Origin of the sequence: Paraburkholderia solitsugae (assembly GCF_013177695.1) — a bacterium.
In the GTDB taxonomy this organism is placed as follows: domain Bacteria; phylum Pseudomonadota; class Gammaproteobacteria; order Burkholderiales; family Burkholderiaceae; genus Paraburkholderia; species Paraburkholderia solitsugae.
The window spans coordinates 45,623-64,122 of record NZ_WOEY01000079.1 but is presented as its reverse complement, the minus strand read 5'-3'; the positions used below and the strand labels follow the sequence as shown (position 1 = coordinate 64,122).

Genomic DNA, 18,500 nt, shown 5'->3' with positions numbered 1-18,500 from the left:
AAAGCAGGTAAAAACCTGCCAGACTGGTCACTGATTTTCGTAACAGGCCGGCGTTTGCCGCCCTCTGGATATGGCACGCCGCGTCCCCATCTATGCCAGCATGACTTCGGCCTCGACATCCGCCACCGCCTTAGGCGCGCCCTCTGATTCTGCGGGCCTGGATCCGGCATTGCGGGCGACTTCAGATACTGTCTCGCGCTCCGCTTCGGCCCGTGCTTCGAGCCCCGCTTCGACTCCCGCTTCAACTCCGTTAACGGCCAGCGCGCTAGATGATCTCCATCCCGCGGTCGCCAACTGGTTCCGCAAGGCGTTCCCCGCCCCCACCGACGCCCAGGCTGCCGCCTGGCCGCAGATTCGCAGTGGGCGTTCGACCTTGGTCGCCGCGCCCACCGGATCGGGCAAGACGCTCACCGCGTTCCTGTCCGCGCTCGACGAACTCGTCCAGCAAGGCCTCGCCAGCGGCGGCGCCTTGCCGGACGAAACCCTCGTGGTCTACGTCTCGCCGCTCAAGGCCCTCTCCAACGACATCCGCCTCAATCTGCAAATGCCGTTGCAAGGCATCGCGGCGGAACTCGACGCGCTCGGCCTGCCGCCGCTCGACATCCGAACCGCCGTACGCACCGGCGACACCACGCAGCAGGAGCGCAACGCGCTCAAAAAACGCGCGCCGCATATTCTCGTGACCACGCCGGAATCGCTGTACGTCCTGCTCGGCTCTGATTCGGGCCGCCGCATGCTATCGACGGTGCGCACGGTGATCGTCGATGAAATTCATGCGCTCGCCGGCAGCAAGCGCGGCAGTCATCTGGCGCTCAGCCTCGAACGGCTCGACGCGCTGTGTCAGCGGCGCTTGCCGCGGATCGGCCTGTCGGCAACGCAAAAGCCGGTCAGCGCCGTCGCGCGCTTTCTGGTGGGCGGCGCAAGCATCGAAAGCGGCATTCCCGCGGACTGCGCAATCGTCGACGTCGGTCACATCCGCGCGCGAGATCTCGCGCTGGAGATTCCACCTGTGCCGCTCGAAGCGGTGATGCCCAACGAAGTGTGGGAGCGCGTCTACGACCGCCTCGCTGAACTGGTCGCGATGCATCGAACCACGCTGATTTTCGTCAACACACGACGCATGGCCGAACGCGCCGCGCGCCATCTGACCGAGCGTCTGGGCAAGGACGTCGTCGCCGCCCATCACGGCAGCCTCGCCAAGGAGCATCGTTTCGACGCCGAGCAGCGCCTCAAACGCGGCGAGTTGCGTGTGCTGATCGCCACCGCCTCGCTGGAACTGGGTATCGATATCGGCGACGTCGATCTGGTCTGCCAGATGGGGTCGCCACGCGCGATCGCGCCGTTTCTGCAACGGGTGGGGCGCTCGGGCCACCATGTCGGCGGCATGCCGAAGGGGCGGCTGTTTCCGGCTTCGCGCGACGATCTGATCGAATGCGCGGCGCTGCTCGATTGCGTGCGGCGTGGCGAACTCGATGCGTTGCGAATTCCGCGCGCACCGCTCGATGTACTCGCACAACAGATCGTCGCCGAAGTATCGAGCGCCGAATGGAGCGAAGACGCCCTGTTCGAGATGATGCGGCGCGCGGCACCCTACGCCGGCCTGGAGCGCGAGCAATACGACGCCGTGCTGCGTATGCTCGCTGAGGGCTATACGAGTCGCAATGGCCCGCGCGGCGCCTATATTCATCGTGACGCGGTGAGCGGCACCTTGCGCGGCCGGCGCGGCGGCAAACTGGTCGCCGTAACCTCAGGTGGCACGATTCCCGAGAACGCCGACTATGCGGTGGTGCTCGAACCGCAGGCGATCAATATCGGCACCGTCAACGAGGATTTCGCCGTCGAGAGTCTTGCCGGCGATGTGTTTCAACTCGGCAATGCGTCATACCGGATTCTGCGGATCGAGAGCGGCCGGGTGCGGGTCGAGGACGCCCAGGGGCAGCCGCCGAGTATTCCGTTCTGGCTCGGCGAGGCGCCGGGGCGAAGCGATGAACTGTCGTTCGGCGTCGCGCGCTTGCGGGAGCAGATTGGGCGTTTGCTCGATGGGAAGGAGGCCGAGGGCGACTCCGTGGCGTCGCAAGTCGAACCGCATTCGCCACGGCGCAAGTCCGCCCGCGCAGCATCACGCACGGACTCAGATTCGAGCGCCGCTCACGGCACGACAGCACTGACTATCGCCGAAGCGACGCAGTCTGAAAGTCAGTTGCTGACTGCGCGCCTCCACCGCGCAATTGACTGGCTCGTCGACACGCTTGGTCTCCACGAAGCCGCCGCGCGGCAAATCGTCGACTATCTCGCGCGAGCACGCGGCGCCCTCAGCGTGCTGCCGACGCAAAACACGCTGGTGATGGAGCGCTTCTTCGACGAATCCGGCGGCACGCAACTCGTGATCCACGCGCCGTTCGGCAGCCGCGTGAACCGCGCGTGGGGCCTCGCGTTGCGCAAGCGTTTTTGCCGGAACTTCAACTTCGAACTGCAAGCCGCCGCCACCGAAGACGCCATCGTCCTCTCGCTGACCGGCAGCCATTCGTTCATCCTCGACGACGTGTGGCGTTACCTGCATTCGAACACGGCCGAGCATCTGCTGATCCAGGCGCTGCTCGACGCGCCGCTCTTCGGCGTGCGCTGGCGCTGGAACGCGACCACCTCACTCGGCTTGCCGCGTTATACCGGCGGGCGCAAGACGCCGCCGCAATTGCAGCGCATGCGTAGCGAAGATCTGCTGGCAAGCGTGTTTCCCGAGCAGGCCGCGTGCCTGGAGAACATCGTCGGTGAACGCGAACTGCCGCATCATCCATTAGTGGACCAAACCGTCGACGACTGTCTGCACGAAGCGATGGACAGCGAAAGCTGGCTTGCCTTGCTGCGTCGTATCGAACAGGGCGACGTGCAACTGATCGCCCGCGATTTGCCGGCGCCCTCGCCGCTTGCGGCCGAAATCCTCAACGCCAAGCCCTACGCCTTTCTCGACGACGCGCCGATCGAAGAGCGCCGCACGCAAGCCGTGCTGAACCGCCGCTGGACCGATCCGTCCAGCGCGGACGACCTCGGTGCGCTCGATGCCGACGCGATCGACAGCGTGCGCGACGAAGCATGGCCGCAAGCGCGCAGCGCCGACGAGATGCACGAAGCGCTGAGCGGCCTCGCCTGCATGACCGAGGCCGAAGTGCGCAACGATGAAGGCTGGCCGGCATGGCTCGCGTCGCTGGCCGAATCCGGCCGCGCGACGCGCCTGCGAATCACCGACGACGACGCGCTGTGGTTGCCCGCCGAGCGCCTGACCTGCTTCCAGGCGCTCTACCCCGACGCCCCTTTTGAACCGCCGCTCACCGCCCCGAAGGGCTACACCGATACGTGGAGCGCGGACGACGCGCTGCTCGACGTGATGCGCGCCCGGCTGACCGGCTTCGGCCCGCTCCCGGCACGCGCGATTGCGCAGGCGCTGAGTTTGCCCACGGCATCTGTCGAACTCACGCTGACGCGTCTCGAAGCGGAAGGCTACATGATGCGCGGCCGCTTCTCGCCGGGCGCAACCGAAGAAGAGTGGTGCGAGCGTCATCTACTGGCACGGATACACCGTTACACGGTGAAACGCTTGCGACGCGAAATCGAACCGGTGGAACGGCACGACTTCATGCGTTTTCTATTCGAGTGGCAGCATTTAACGCCGGACACGCGCAGCGAAGGACGCGACGCACTGGCTGCCGTGCTCGACCAGATGGAGGGTTTTCAGGCCGCGGCGGGCGCATGGGAAGAAGACATTCTGCCTGCGCGCGTGAAGGCGTACGCGAACAGTTCGCTGGACGAACTATGCCGTGCCGGCAAGATCGTCTGGACCCGCCTGACCGAGCGGGCACGCAGTGCGGCGGGGCCGGTGCGCAGCACGCCGATCGTGCTTTTGCCGCGCGCTCAGGTGCGCGTATGGCGCGCGCTGATCGACCCGTCGAAACAATCGGAGCTATCGGCTCGCGCGCAAAACGTCTTTGACACATTATCGCAACATGGCGCGATGTTCTTCGACGAATTGCTGACCGAAGTAAGCGGCCTGCGTATGGAACTGGAGAACGCGCTGGGCGAGCTGGTTGCCGCGGGCCTCGTCAATTCCGACAGTTTCGCCGGCTTGCGGGCGTTATTAAAACCCGTCGCGAAACGCAGTGCTTATTCGAGTAGCCGGCGTGTCAGGACGAGCGCATTGATCGGAGGAATGGACGATGCGGGACGCTGGGCATTAGTCAGCCGGCGGCCCGTTGTTACTGCAGCGGAAACTTCGCCCGCGCGCCGTCAGAAGTTTGCCCCCGAAGTACTCGAGCATGTCGCGATGACCTTGCTACGCCGCTATGGCGTGGTGTTCTGGCGTTTGCTCGAACGCGAGGCCGAATGGTTGCCGCCGTGGCGGGATCTGTTGCGCGTGTTGCAGCGGCTCGAAGCGCGCGGCATCATTCGCGGCGGGCGGTTTGTGAATGGCCTCGCGGGCGAACAGTTTGCTTTACCGGAAGCGATTCCATTGTTGCGGGAAGTTCGACGACATGCGAACGACGGTGCTTTTGTGTGCGTCGCCGGAACGGATCCTTTAAATCTTGCGGGTACGTTGCTGGTCGGCGAACGGGTGCCCGCTGTTGCGGGAAATCGGGTTTTGTATCGGGATGGGGTCGTTGTCGCGACGCTTGTGGCAGGCGCTTTCTGGTTTGACCCCTCGGTGGAAGCGATTCCTTCGGAGCGTGAGCACGCCCGGAGCATGCTGGCCCGGCGGTTCTGAGGCAATTTTGATGCGTTTTCGAGGCTTCGCGCCAGCGCGCACCCCGAACCAAAGCCTAAAGCCGAAGGCCATCCCAACCGTTAATGTTTATAAGCCTGAACGCCAGCCGCTTCGCTACAATGGGGCGAGTCTTTAAGTATGATGAAGACTGTTTGCCGCCGGCCCGCCTTCACGGGGGGCTCATCGGCACACACCGGCCCGGGGATCTCATGAACGACGACCAACACGATCAGGTGCTTTATGCCCAGTTCGGCACAAGCAGCCCTTGCTGGCGTTTGTCGAACGACAGCAACGCTCTGGAACTCGCGCCGGTTACCGGCGACGTGCCGGCCAATGTCGCCATTCCGCTGAATCCCCAACAGGCTTCGCAAATCCGTTGCCTCACCGGTATCACCTCGCACCTCATCCTCGACGTGCGGCTGTTCGGCGAACCGCTGCGCCTGCATCTCGTCGGTAAAAAGCTCGCCAGCAATACGTGGGCCGGCACCGCCTCGGCCTACGACGACACGGAATCCGTCGCGCGCGATCTGGTCCAGGGCCTCTCTTTCGCCGAACAGGTCGTCTCCGAAGTCAATTCGGTCGTGGTCATCGTCGACAGGCACGGCCGTATACAGCGCTTCAACCGTCTCGCCGAGGAACTCACCGGCGTCAAGGAAGAAGACATCATCGGCCGCAATGTGTGGGCGCTCTTCATGTCCACGGAAGCCGGCGCGGCCTCCAGCCAGAACATCGCGGGGTTTTTCAATCGCGGCGTCTCGTACGAAGTGGAGCGGCGCGTGAAAACCCTCCACGGCGAACGGCTCTTCCTGTTTCGCAACAAGTTCGTGCACAGCGGCAGCGGCGTCGAAGAACAATTCCTGATCTGCTCGGGCACCGACATCACCGAAGAACGGCTCGCGCAGGAACGGCTCACCGAACTGGCGAACACGGATTCGCTCACTGGCCTCGCCAATCGCAACGCAATCCAGGACAAAATCCGTACCGCCATCGAAGAGGCGGCCCCGGGCGAATCCGTCGGCGTGCTGTTCCTGGATCTCGACAACTTCAAGCGGGTCAACGACCACTACGGCCACGTCTTCGGCGACCGGCTGATCCGCGATGTGTCGGCGGCCATCCGTACCTGCCTGAACGACGACGATGCGCTCGCGCGCCTTGGCGGCGACGAATTCATCGTGCTCGCCGCCAAAGGCACGGCCCACGATCTCGAAGCCACCGCGCAGCGCATTCTCGAACGCCTGCGCGCACCATTCAGCGTGGGGCTCGTCGAGGTCTACACCGGCTGCTCGATCGGCATTGCGCTGCATCCGGAACACGGCGACAGTCTCGAATCGCTGATCCGTTCCGCGGACACGGCGATGTACGTTGCCAAAGATGAAGGCAAGCGCACCTATCGCGTGTTCTCGCCCGGCATGAACCGCAAGGTCGCCGAGTACATGTGGCTCGACACCAACCTGCGCCGCGGTATCGAAGAGGGCCAGCTGACGCTGCACTATCAGCCCAAGCTCGTGCTCGCCACCGGCGCGGTGCAGGGCGCGGAGGCGCTGGTACGCTGGAACTCGGTGGAGCGCGGGCAGATCATGCCGGCTGATTTCATCCGCTATGCGGAAGAGTCCGGGCTGATCGGCGTGCTCGGCCGCTGGGTCATGGAAACAGCGGCCCGGCAGGCCGCCAAATGGAAGGCGGACGGCTACAACCTGCGCATCGCGATCAACGTGTCGGCACGGCAACTGGTCGATACCGCCGTCGTGCGGCATTTCAGTGAAGCGCTGCAGTCCGCGAATCTCGATCCGTGCCTGATCGACCTGGAACTCACCGAGAGCTGCCTGATCGAGGACGAAGCGGCTGCGATCGATCTGATCAAGCAGTTCCGCCAGATCGGCGCACAGGTTCATCTGGACGATTTCGGCACCGGCTACTCGTCGCTCTCGCAGTTAGGCCGCATTCCGCTCGACGTGATCAAGCTCGATCGCAGTTTCGTCCGCTCGATCAATGCCGACACCAAAGCGCAGGCACTCGTGCGCTCGATGGTGGCGGTCGCGCAGGAGCTGAATTTCAAGGTCGTCGCCGAAGGCATCGAAACCGAGTCGGAAGAGATGTTCATGAAGGGGCTGGGCGTGGACTACGTGCAGGGCTTCCTGTACGGTCAGGCCATGCCGGCGGCGGAATTCGAACGCTGGTTGCAGGATAGACAGAAGCTCAGACTGATTGCCTGAGCTTCCGGCGGCCCTGAAGGAAGTCCTCTTGGGGATGCCCCGAAGGAAGTCCCCTTGGGAGATTGGGGGACATCCCGAAGGAAAGCCCCCGCCCCGAAGGAGTCCCTCTTTGGGGATTAGGGGACCGCCGCTGCGGCGCGATATCCTCGATTCTCAGCTCGGGTTCAGGCGAAATTGGCCGCGCTGAAGGCCGTCTGGCGCAGGTTCGAAGTACGGCGGTTTTGCAGCATCACCAGCCGCTCCATGAAGGCGAGGTCCTTCTCCTCGATCGTGAAGGCGGCGTCCACCCAGTCCTCGGTAATTTCCATCAGCTCGGCGCGCGAGAGTTGCAGCACGCGCTGGCGCGCCCGCAGCATCGCGCGGATTCCGTTCATCTTCGGCTTGAGCGTGTCGATGAAGGTACGCGTTGCCATATAGGCGTCGCCTGGCTCGAACAGATGGTCGACCAGCCCCTTGCCGAAGTGCCACTCAGCCGTATGCGACTCGCCCATGCCGATCAACTCCTCGGCCAGACGCATGCCCACCTTGCGCGCGACCAGCGAATAACCGCCCATGCCCGGGAACAGGTTGAACGCGATCTCCGGAAAGCCCATGCGCGCATCGTTCTGCGCGAGCAGGAAATGGTGCGCCAGTGCCGCCTCGAAGCCCCCTCCCAGCGCCGTGCCCTCCACCATGGCGATCGAAATCGCCCCCGTGTCGAAGCCGCGCGCCGCTGCGTGCACACAATCGACACAGGCCCGCGCGTACGCCAACAGCGCCTGACGCTTGCCGGCGCGGATCGTATCGGCGAAGAAGTCGAGGTCGCCCCCGACGTTGAACATGTTCGGAATCAGCGAGCCGGTCACCCAGAAGTCGATCGGCAAGCCGGACTCTCGTGCTGCCTGCGCGAGACCCAGAATGTCGTGCACCAGATCGAGATTGAAACAGGGGCGCGGCTGCGCCCGCAGCATCATCCACATGATGTTGCGACCTTCTTCGTAGTAAGCGGAGATTTGCGACAAATTGCCGGCTTCGAGGAACGGGCGGCAGGCGTGATGGCTATGCAGATTCATTTTGAATGGTCCTTTTAAGGTTAAACACTCGCATTGCAATGCGAGCCTAAAGCAGACCAGAATCAGATGGGAGCGGGGTAACCAACAGATGAATGCAACACTTGTGTGAAGCCCCGCCAGACGGCGCGCTGCAAGGAGGCAGCGGCGGGGAAAAGGTGACGCGAACGCAAACGCTTGCGCACCGAAGATGGGCGAATTCAGCCCGCAAATAAGCACCCGGCCGCAATAAATTAGCGAACGAACAAAGCCTGAATTTCTTGCCGGATCTGAAAGAAAAGTAAATGATTTTCGATTAGGTAATGCAATCGAAAATGTAGCTTGAGGATGTTTGTTTTTTTATTTGTGGGCTAACAGACGGAATATGCAGTTTGCATACTCAAACGCGGGCGCCCTGGAGCGCCCGCTGATTCGAAAGCAACTTTATTGCGGAAAACAGCAAGGCGAAACGCTCACGGTGCGGCCGCGATCACCTGAGCAACGGCTGCCGTCAGCTTCTTGCCATACGGCACGTGCAGGAACTCGTTCGGTCCGTGTGCGTTCGACTTCGGCCCGAGCACGCCGCATACCATGAACTGCGACTTCGGGAATCCCGACTTCAGTACGTTCATCAACGGTATCGTGCCGCCCTGCCCCATGTAGGCAACGTCCGCGCCGTAATGCTCGCGCGACGCGTCGTTCAGCGCCGTCGCAAGCCACGGGGCGAGATCGGGCGCGCTCCAGCCGCTCGCCGCACCCGCGTCCGGCTTGAAGGTGACCTTGGCGTTGTACGGCGGATCGAATTCGAGCAGCGCCTTCAGTTCGGCGACGGCCTTTTCCGCTTCGATCAGCGGCGGCAGGCGCAGCGACAGCTTGAACGCCGTGCGCGGACGCAGCACGTTGCCGGCGTCGGCCAGCGCGGGCAAGCCGGCTGCGCCGGTCACCGACAGCGACGGACGCCACGTCGAGTTGAGCAAGGCTTCTTGCGGATCTGTCGTGGTGGGCAGCACCTGACGGCCGTCCTGCCCGCAGGCCCAAGGCAACTTCCTCCAGACATCGTCGCCGAGAATCTGGGCGGTCGCTTCCGCTTCGCGCAGACGGTCCGCCGGGATCGAGACGTGGAAACCCTTCGGCAACAGCGTGCCGTTGGCGGAATCTTCGAGACGGTCGAACAGTTGACGCATGATGCGGAAGCTCGACGGTGCAATGCCGCCGTAACCGCCGGAGTGAATGCCTTCGTCAAGCACCTGGACTTCCAGGTCGCCCGCAACCAGGCCGCGCAACGAGGTCGTGAGCCACAGCTGATCGTAGTTGCCCGCACCCGAGTCAAGACACACGACGAGACCGACTTTGCCGAGCCGTTCGCGCAATGCGTCGACGTACGGCAGCAGATCGTAGCTACCCGATTCTTCGCAGGTTTCAATCAGGCCGACACAGCGCGGACGCTCGATGCCTTGCGCGTCCAGCGCAGCCAGTGCCGTGAGGCTCGCGTAGATCGCGTAGCCGTCGTCAGCGCCGCCGCGGCCGTACAGCTTGCCGTCTTCGAGCTTCGGCGTCCACGGGCCGAGGTCGTTGCGCCAGCCGTCGAATTCAGGCTGCTTGTCGAGGTGGCCGTACAGCACGATGGTTTCTTCGCTGCCCGATCGGGTCGCCGCCGTTTCGAAGAAAATCACCGGCGTGCGGCCCGGCAGACGGATCACTTCAAGTTTCAGGCCGCGCACGGGTTGCTGCTCGGCCCATCGCGCCGCGTCGGTGACTACGCGCTCAAGATAGCCATGTTTGACCCATTCGGGGTCGAACGCCGGACTCTTGGCCGGCACCGCGATGTAGTCCGTGAGGGCAGGCACGATCTCGTCGTTCCATTTGCGGTCTACGAATTCGCGTAGCGTGTCCTGGTTGATGCGCTGGGTCTGCTGGGTCGTATCGTCGGAGATCATGGTGGCGGTCCGTAGCGGTTCTGTTCAGTCAAAACGACAATGATAGTCCTGATGCGCGATGCGCTGAACCCCTCGCCGCGCATCTCACCCGCTGAACACCGCTGAGGGTCACCTGCCAAGGCACGCACATCGGGGTTGGGCTGCGGGGTGTGAAAGCGCGGGTTCGCCTCGACGCTGCGCAAAGAAAGCAATCGCGCGACAATCGCAGCATAAGTCGCGTCCTGGGGAGCCAGACTATGGGTAGCAACGTCGTGGTTCAGGCCATCGCCGCGATGCTCGCGCTCGCGCTGTATTTTCTGCCGAGCATTCTCGCGGACCGGCGCAAGCGTCATGACGTGCTGACGCTGGCGCTCTTCAATGCGTGTCTTGGGTGGACCGGCTTTGGCTGGCTGCTCGCGCTCTACTGGTCATTGCAGCCGAACCCGCCGAAGAACGTGGCGGGTGAAATCGTGGAGACGCGGAAGCTCGTGCGGATGCGGGAGTTTTCTTCGGCACTTCTGGTGCGCGTGCAAAGGCGCGCTACGGCGCGTGACCGGCGGGAGAAATAACAGGAAAAAAGCGTCAGGCCGCCCGGCCCATTCCGCGCCACATCACAGAGCCAGCAGGAATCGAGCGGGGTTCAACCCGCACGCTCCCGTGCGCGAACATCTCGCGACGCAGTTCGCCATGTTCGTCGAACCACTCGCAAATCAGCCAGTCGCCGGGATTGAGCGCCACCGGTCCTGCATACGTCACAGTCATCCGTGGGCCACCTTCCTTCAGCGTGACAACATCGCCGACATTGAAGCGTGCGGCTGCCGGTGTTTCGAATACGTCAATGGTAGCGGTCAGCATATTCAATCCCCTACGGAACCCGTTGAGCGGAATTAAGTCATCGCATCTTGCTTTGCAACATTGAACCCTGCCGAAGGAAAACTCTAAAAAGTTGGGCAAGATTAACAATCGAAATTAAACACGGCAAGTGCTTTTTATTGATACCGTTTTCATTGCCGCTGGAATACCTTTCGCAAGCCGGCGGACGGCGTAAAAACCGGGAAAACCCTGTAGAACGACGCCAGGCCGCCTTCTGTGCGGCACCGCACGATAGCAAAACTTACGGCAGCAAATCCGATCCGCGAGTAGAAAACGCGCTCTGGATTTGTCACATCTAAACGGCTACCGGGAAACCCCAATTCGGGTTTATTCTGATCACCGGCAATCGAAATTACCTGTGAACGGAAAACTCATCGGTAAATGCACCCACTCCAAAACCAGTTTTGTTTAACGCGTATAATCGTTTTCAGCAGCCGCCGTTGAAAACGATTACCCACCCGCTATTTTCAAACCGGCTGTGCAGCCCGGCGCAATGCCAGTTGTTGATGCCGCACCAGCAGCACGCTCAAACCGATACACACGAACATCAGACACGCGTTGATCGCGAGGCTGTACTGAAACGCGTGCGCATAGGCAGCCGGCGTCTCACGGCCGCCGATCACACCGAAAAACGCGCCGCTGATAGCCGCCGTGCCGAACGCCGAGCCGATCTGCAAGGTCGACGACACCACACCCGACGCGAGCCCCGCCTTCTCCGGCGCGACTTCCAGTAACACGATGCGCATGATCGACGGCAGCAGCAGACCGTGACCGACGCCCGCGCACACCAGTCCGCAATAGAACAGCAGATCCGGCGTGGCGGCATGGGTCGCGGACCAGCCGGTGACCGTGAAGCCGACTGTCATCATCGAGAAACCGAGCGCCAGCACATGCCCGCCGATGCGCTTGACTACCGCGGGCGACGTCAGCGGCCCAACCACGAAGCCGATCGCGAACGGCATGATGGCCATGCCCGAGGCGAGCGGCGTCCAGTGCAAGCCGGTTTGCAGGAAGATGCCGTAAGTCAGGAAAAACGCGCTGTTACAGTAGAACAGGAACGCGAGTACGAGACCCAAGGCAAAGGCCGGGTTGCGGAACAATTGCAGATCCACCAGCGGATGGCCGCCGCCGCGCTCGACGCGCCGCTCGGTCGCCACGAATAGCGCGAACGCGGGCACGGCAAGCGCGAACATCACGAAGGTCCACGCGGGCCAGCCGGCTTCACGGCCATGTGTCATCGGATAGATGACCAGCAGCAGCACCACCGAGAGCAGCGCAACACCCTTCAGGTCGATGCCGGTGCGCGTGGCCGGCTGATTTTCCGGCACGAACTTCCAGGTGCCGATGAAGGCCACGATGCCAATCGGAATGTTGATGAGAAAAATGATGCGCCAGTCGAGCCCGAACGGGTGATAGGTAATCAGCGCGCCGCCGCCCAGCTGGCCGACGATCGACGACAGCCCGAAGACGAAACCGTAGAGGCTCATGACCTTGGTCTGCCGATGCAGCGGCACGACCGCGCGGATGGTCGCGAGCACTTGCGGCGCCATGATCGCGGCCGCGATGCCCTGCACGATCCGCGAGATCACCAGCATGTGCCCGCTGGTGGCGAAGCCGCACAGCGCGGAGGCGACCACGAACGCCGCCATCCCCGTCATGAACATGTGGCGCCGGCCGAACAGGTCGCCGAGGCGTCCGCCCGTGATCAGCAGCACGGCATAAGCGGATGAGTACGCGGACACCACGAGTTGCAGTTGCGCGTCGGTGGCGTTCAGGCCGGTGTGAATCGACGGCAGCGCGAGGTTGACGATGAAATAATCGAGCGGCGCGAGGAAGGCGCCGACGAACAGCACGGCGAGCGCGAGCCCCTGGCGCTCGAAGCCGGACGCAGCCTTTCTGACGGTGGCAACCGCACTGGCCGCCACCGCACCCACACCCGGGCAAACGGCGGTTCCAGCTCCACCGGCTGCTGGCCCCGCCGCAGGCTCAACGAATGCCGCCGGAGCGGGCTTCACGGCTTCGCTATTCATGACTGTTCGTTCAAAAATTAGACGAGCGCATGCATGGCGACGTCCACGATACCGATCAGTGCATCTTCCTTGTGGGCCACTCGTCCCAAAACACGCAGTCCTTGCATCACGCACAACAGGAAATCGCCGACGGCTTTTTCGTCGAGCGTGGAATTGAAGGCGCCGCTCGCCTGGCCACGAATCACCGACGCCGCCAGCAAAGTCGCCATGCGGCGTTGAATTGCCGCGACGCGGGTGCGCAGTTCCTCGTCGCCGGGCTGCATCTCCAGCGTGGTGTTGGTGATGAAGCAGCTACGCTCGCCGGTCAGCGCGCAAGCGACCCGGGCGTAATGCAGCAAAGCGTTGCGCAGCGCCTCTTCCGCCGGCATCGGCGCGTTCAGCCGCTCGGCCAGCCGCGCGACCGAACCTTCGGCGTAGTGATCGAGCGCGGCGAGCATGATGCCGTGCTTGTCGCCGAATACCCCGTACAGACTGCCGCGCAACAGGCCGGTGGCCTTACAGAGGTCGTCGATCGAGGTGGCGTGGTAGCCGTGGTTCCAGAAAACCTGGCTCGCGCTCGCCAATACGGTATCCGTATCGAACTCTCGCGGCCGGCCGCGGGAGCAGGCCTCGCCCGCTTTTTTCGCGGATTGATTCGAATTGCCAGATTGCTTCATGTGACGGATATTATGACTAACCGTTCAATAAAGCAAGGCGAGTTTGGAAAGTGACTGCCCGGTAAATTCAGGCGCCCCCCTCTCGTATCAGTGGTTCGGCCGGCAGCGCCTTCGCCGGCCGGACCACGGCCCACGCGCCGATCTGCGCCTCCGACACTCGCCCGGTTGAACGAAGCGCCTCGTGCATGCTCTGGATCTGGATCGAACGGGTCGCCTATTTTCCCCACTTCTGCGCGGCGGCCGTGAAGAGCTGGTTCATCTCGTTGCCGCTGGCGGCCTCTTTCGTGTAGTTGAAGGTGCCGTGATCGCGCATCTCGTGCGCCGCGCGGAGAAACGCGCCCAACGCCGCACGCGCCAGCGAACCGCCCACGCTGACACGCCGCACGCCCAGCGAGCGCAGGTCATCGAAACTGAGCAGGACGCCCTGCAGCCCCATCAATACATTGACCGGCCGATCGAGCGCGCCGACCACGGTGGCGATCTCTTCGCGCGTCTTCAGGCCGGGCGCGTAAAGCACGTCCGCACCAGCCTCCTGATAACCCTGCAGACGCCGGATCGTGTCGTCGAGATCGGGCCGGCCCACCAGGTAGTTCTCGGCGCGCGCCGTCAGCGTAAAGGGAAACGGCAGCGTGCGCGCTGCCTCGACCGCCGCGCGCACGCGCTCCACGGCGGCCTCGAACGGGTAAATCGGTTCATCGGCGCGACCGGTCGAATCCTCGATCGAACCGCCGACCACGCCCGTAGCCGCGGCCTGCATGATCGTCTCGGCGCAGTCTTCCGGTGCATCGCCGAAACCATTTTCCAGATCGGCGCTGACCGGCAAATCGGTTGCGCCCACGATTTCGGTAAGGTGCACCATCATCTGCGCGCGGCCGATGGCGTTATCCGGCAGGCCACGCGAAAACGCGTAACCTGCGCTACTGGTGGCGAGCGCCTTGAAGCCGGCCAATGCGAGCAGCCGCGCAGTGCCGATGTCCCACGGATTCGGGATGATGAAAGCCTCGCCTGCTGCGTGATAGGACTGGAATTGCCGTGCTTTTTCGGTTTGCGTTGTCATCGACGGTCCCATTGAAGACGGCGCCCGGCGTTTCGCGCCCGCGCGCTGCCGGATCTTCGTCATGTTCGTTGAATGGCAAAAGAGGGAAATGAATGGAAAGCGGCAGCCGGCGGCCTGTCTACCCTGGCCAGCCGGCCCTGCATGTATCTGCAGTGGACGAACCGCGCGCTCAGGTTTCGAGTTTCGCGTCCATCGTGATGGTGGCGTTCAGCACCTTGGAAACCGGGCAACCCGCCTTGGCGTCCGCGGTGGCCTTCTCGAACGCGGCTTGATCGCCGCCGGGAATTTTCACGGCCACATCGAGATGCACCGCAGTGATCGTAAAGCCGCCGCCGTCCTTGTCGAGCGTAACGGTTGCCGTGGTGCCGATACGTTCAGGTGTGATGCCAGCCTTGCTCAGTTCGGCCGATAGCGCCATCGAGAAACAACCCGCGTGCGCAGCCGCAATCAGCTCTTCCGGATTCGTGCCGATGCCGTCCGCGAAGCGCGTGGCAAACGAGTATTGGGTGTCCTTGAGGACGCCGCTGTCGGTGGAAATCGAGCCCTTGCCGTCTTGCAGGCCGCCTTGCCAGACTGCTGATGCCTTGCGCTTCATCGCTCTCTCCTGTTTGTGCCCTGCTTCGCGCCGCTCCTCAACCCTACGTGATGCCGCCCACAACGGTCCAGCCCGGGTATTCGTAGTATCGGCATCGGTCGCGAGTGCCCCGAGGAGACTTCCTTCGGGACGTGCCGCGCGGCGCAAGAGGTGCGGGCGTGGACCGAACTTCATCATAGGCGCTTCCGTGTGCCGGTGTCGTGACGACGCCGGCATGCGGTTGGCTGGTGCGCGCAGCAAAACCCGACGGTGGTGTCGCTACTCCGCAAACGGCAAGCTCTCCTGTCCCACCGCCCGCATGTCGAACACGTTCAGTGTCATTGCCACGAAGGCGTAGTAGCCGAGCAGGCCGACCAGGTTAATCACCACCTGATGGCCGAAGCGCCCGACCGCCTTTCTATAGGTGGTATCCGACACCCGTTTGGTGTCGTACAGTTCGCTCGCGAAGTCATAGATCAACGCATCATCGACATCCGCGAAGGACGGGCGATGCCCCTGGCGGATCGCCTCAGCATCCGCTTCGGCCACACCGGCTTCCAGAGCGATCGGATAGTGGATATACCATTCGGCCTGCGCCTGCCAGCGCGCCGCGGTCACCAGAATCGCCAACTCCGACAAGCGCAGCGGCAAGCCGGTGCGATAGCGGCAGAACGCGCCGAGCCGCTGCGCCTGCTGCGCCAGCTCCGGACTATGAATCCAGCCCAGAAACGGCCCGTTCAGATTGCCGCGCGGGCCGGACAAGATCTCGTCGAGCACGGCCTTCTGTTCGGGCGTGGCATCGGACAGTTCGAAGTGAGGCAAACGCTCGGTCATCGCAAATCTCGCAGGAATGGAAAGGGTGTCAGATGGCGGCCAGTGCGCCCTCGATCGCATCCGTCAACCGGCTGACGATCTCGTCGATGTCGCGCGCGGTGCAGATGAACGGCGGGGCCAGCAGCACATGATCGCCGACTTTGCCGTCGACCGTGCCGCCCATCGGATACACCATCAAACCACGCGCGAACGCCTCACGCCGGATCGCCGCGTGCAGCTTCAGCTTCGCGTCGAACGGCGTCTTGGTGACGCGGTCCTGCACCAGTTCCACACCGACAAAGAGCCCTCGCCCACGGACGTCGCCGATATGCGGATGCTGCGCATAGTGCTCGCGCAGCCGGCCACGCAACTGCTCGCCGCGCGCCTGCACATTCGGCAGCAGATGGTCGTCGGCAATCACGCGCTGCACTTCGAGCGCCGCGGCGCAGGCGGTGGCGTGGCCGATATAGGTATGCCCGTGCTGAAAAAAGCCCGAACCGCCGACGATCGCCTGGTAAATCCGGTCGCTGACCAGCGTCGCGCCGATGGGCTGATAGCCGGCGCCGAGCCCCTTGGCGATGGTCAGGATGTCTGGCGCGATGCCGTCTTCCTCACACGCGTACAGGTAGCCCGTGCGCCCCATACCCGACATGATTTCGTCGAGAATCAGCAGCACGCCATAGCGATCGCACACAGCACGAATCTTGCGGAAATACTCCCGCACCGGCGGCACGGCGCCGGCCGTTGCGCCCACCACCGTTTCCGCAACGAATGCAGCCACCGTGTCGGCACCGAGTTCGAGAATCTTCTGTTCGAGTTCGTCAGCGAGACGCTGCGCGAACTGCTCTTCGGTTTCGCCGGCGCGCTGCTCGCGATACGCGTAACACGGGCTCACGTGGTGCGCTTCGATCAGGATCGGTAGAAACGGCTCGCGCCGCCACGCATTGCCGCCAATCGCCAGCGCGCCCAGCGTGTTGCCGTGGTAGCTCTGGCGACGCGCGATGAAATGACGGCGCTGCAACTCGCCCGTCTCGACGAAATACTGCCGCGCCAGCTTCAGCGCCGCCTCGATCGCTTCCGAGCCGCCCGACGCGAAGTACACGTGTTCGAGCCCTTGCGGCGCGCTCGCCACCAGGCGATCGGCGAGTTCCTCGGCGACCTGGGTCGTGAAGAACGACGTGTGCGCATACGGCAATTGCTGCGCCTGCCGCTTGATTGCGTCGATCACGCGCTGATTGCTGTGGCCGAGGCACGAGACGGCTGCGCCACCTGAGGCGTCGATATAGCGCTTGCCGGTGGAATCGATGATTTCGATGCCGTCACCGGCGACAGCCACCGGCAGTGACTGCTTCGGCGAGCGATGGAATACGGTGGACATGATTTTCACTTTCCTTTCTATTGGCGACTGCTGCTCAGGCGCCGGTCTGCGCGGACGGCTTGCATGCGATGACGGTGTCGAACGTGCATTGCCCCTGTCGATAGACTGCCATCGAGACGCCGTCGCTGCCGATGTCGAAGAGCGCCGTGGCGAGCGTGTTCTCGTCGTCGGGATCGAGCGGATCGTCGCGGTAGATCGGCAGGCCTGAAGGCGCGCGATCCTGCAACACGTCGAGCAATGTGGCGGGGGTAACCGGACTGGCCAGTGTGGTCAGCAAGTGTTCAACGCGCGCCTGCCGGTCACGCGAAGAATCGGTGACGATTTGCGCCTCGGCTTCGCAACCGGGATGAATCAGATGGTTCGCATGGCCGGCGATAGTGGACACCGTTTGCACGGAACATCGCTGTGCGCTTGCTTCGACGCTCAGGAGACGCCCATCCCCGGCACAACCAAGCGTGTGATGAAAGCCGCTCGCAGCCGGCGTGTCGCGCAGGATGTGCAGCGCCTCGTCGAGCGAGGCCGCATCCAGCACCGCGCGCGCGAGCATCATGCGTGGCACGCCGGCCGCCGGTACGCGAATGCGCAGATTATTGATGGCCTGCACGAGACCGGCGCGATTGGCCGCGAAGGTGTGCCCTGGCAGCGATCCAGGGTAATAGAAACTGATGAAACCGGGCTTGCCGGCAGGTTGAACCTCGACCAGAGCGCAGCGCTCGCGCAGAAAGGGATCGCCGTCTTCATTGTGTGCAATGAACCGCGCATTGCCTTCGACAGCGGCCAGGGTGGTGCAACCGTCCGGCGCGTTGTGAATCAACTCGCCGCGGCAGTTCCACAAAAAGATATCTTCCGCCGACCAACCCAGTCCTGCTGCCATGCCGTCCAACTCGACCAGCAGCGCAGGACAATGCGCCTGGGCAGCCTCGCGCAACTGCTGGACGAACGGATCGCCGCGCCAGCGTCGAACCGCCCGCCACGCACTGCTCTGTTGCATATAGTCTGCGAACACCGGTCTGGCGAGTTCACCCAGCCGGTAGCCGATGTCATACGGCTCACCGCCCACCTGACAGAGACTTAAATCCTGCCTGGACACCACGGTTCGCACCTATTCAACAATCGGTACGCATTTATACTTCCAAACAACATTTGTTGTCAAACAGTGCGATGATGAACCAACCGGAGCGGCCGCGCGCCGCGGCAAGCTACGGCCTG

At 63.2% G+C, this 18,500-nt stretch carries 13 protein-coding genes; 3 read left to right on the top strand and 10 right to left on the bottom strand.

What is annotated here, in order from left to right:
• Positions 1-70: 70 nt before the first annotated feature.
• Together GNZ12_RS20005 and pdeR are read left to right on the top strand one after the other, a co-directional pair.
• Positions 71-4,753 carry a DEAD/DEAH box helicase gene (locus GNZ12_RS20005; protein ID WP_172312856.1) on the top strand — a complete coding sequence of 1,561 codons (4,683 nt, stop codon included), beginning with the start codon at positions 71-73 and terminating at the stop codon, positions 4,751-4,753.
• A 209-nt stretch (positions 4,754-4,962) separates the two neighbouring features.
• Positions 4,963-6,966 (top strand): cyclic di-GMP phosphodiesterase, encoded by a 2,004-nt coding sequence (gene pdeR / locus GNZ12_RS20000; protein WP_172312854.1) that lies wholly within the window; start codon positions 4,963-4,965, stop codon positions 6,964-6,966.
• A gap of 164 nt (positions 6,967-7,130) precedes the next feature.
• On the opposite strand, the gene GNZ12_RS19995 is transcribed toward pdeR, so the two are convergent.
• Together GNZ12_RS19995 and GNZ12_RS19990 are read right to left on the bottom strand one after the other, a co-directional pair.
• Positions 7,131-8,018: a crotonase/enoyl-CoA hydratase family protein gene (locus GNZ12_RS19995; protein ID WP_172312852.1), complete on the bottom strand. Its 888-nt coding sequence runs from the start codon at positions 8,016-8,018 to the stop codon at positions 7,131-7,133.
• A 449-nt stretch (positions 8,019-8,467) separates the two neighbouring features.
• Positions 8,468-9,931: a M20 family metallopeptidase gene (locus GNZ12_RS19990; protein ID WP_172312850.1), complete on the bottom strand. Its 1,464-nt coding sequence runs from the start codon at positions 9,929-9,931 to the stop codon at positions 8,468-8,470.
• 236 nt (positions 9,932-10,167) lie between these two features.
• Between GNZ12_RS19990 and GNZ12_RS19985 the strand changes: the two genes are divergently transcribed.
• A complete protein-coding gene (locus GNZ12_RS19985; RefSeq protein ID WP_172312848.1) occupies positions 10,168-10,479 on the top strand; it encodes a superinfection immunity protein in 312 nt (103 codons plus the stop codon).
• 13 nt (positions 10,480-10,492) lie between these two features.
• Here GNZ12_RS19985 and GNZ12_RS19980 read toward each other — a convergent pair whose 3' ends face one another.
• The 8 genes from GNZ12_RS19980 to GNZ12_RS19945 form a co-directional block, all read right to left on the bottom strand.
• Positions 10,493-10,765: a YodC family protein gene (locus tag GNZ12_RS19980; RefSeq protein WP_172312846.1), complete on the bottom strand. Its 273-nt coding sequence runs from the start codon at positions 10,763-10,765 to the stop codon at positions 10,493-10,495.
• A 485-nt stretch (positions 10,766-11,250) separates the two neighbouring features.
• Positions 11,251-12,813: an MFS transporter gene (locus GNZ12_RS19975; protein ID WP_172312844.1), complete on the bottom strand. Its 1,563-nt coding sequence runs from the start codon at positions 12,811-12,813 to the stop codon at positions 11,251-11,253.
• Between the two features lie 17 nt (positions 12,814-12,830).
• Positions 12,831-13,469, bottom strand: coding sequence for a TetR/AcrR family transcriptional regulator (locus GNZ12_RS19970; RefSeq protein WP_172312842.1), 639 nt, complete (start codon positions 13,467-13,469; stop codon positions 12,831-12,833).
• Between the two features lie 214 nt (positions 13,470-13,683).
• A complete protein-coding gene (locus tag GNZ12_RS19965; protein ID WP_172312840.1) occupies positions 13,684-14,526 on the bottom strand; it encodes an isocitrate lyase/PEP mutase family protein in 843 nt (280 codons plus the stop codon).
• Between the two features lie 169 nt (positions 14,527-14,695).
• Positions 14,696-15,121: an OsmC family protein gene (locus GNZ12_RS19960; RefSeq protein WP_172312838.1), complete on the bottom strand. Its 426-nt coding sequence runs from the start codon at positions 15,119-15,121 to the stop codon at positions 14,696-14,698.
• A gap of 258 nt (positions 15,122-15,379) precedes the next feature.
• Positions 15,380-15,934 (bottom strand): carboxymuconolactone decarboxylase family protein, encoded by a 555-nt coding sequence (locus GNZ12_RS19955; RefSeq protein WP_172312836.1) that lies wholly within the window; start codon positions 15,932-15,934, stop codon positions 15,380-15,382.
• Between the two features lie 28 nt (positions 15,935-15,962).
• A complete protein-coding gene (locus tag GNZ12_RS19950) occupies positions 15,963-17,291 on the bottom strand; it encodes an aspartate aminotransferase family protein (protein ID WP_172312834.1) in 1,329 nt (442 codons plus the stop codon).
• Positions 17,292-17,325: 34 nt separating this feature from the next.
• Positions 17,326-18,381, bottom strand: coding sequence for a C45 family autoproteolytic acyltransferase/hydolase (locus GNZ12_RS19945; RefSeq protein ID WP_172312945.1), 1,056 nt, complete (start codon positions 18,379-18,381; stop codon positions 17,326-17,328).
• Between the last annotated feature and the right edge of the window lie 119 nt (positions 18,382-18,500).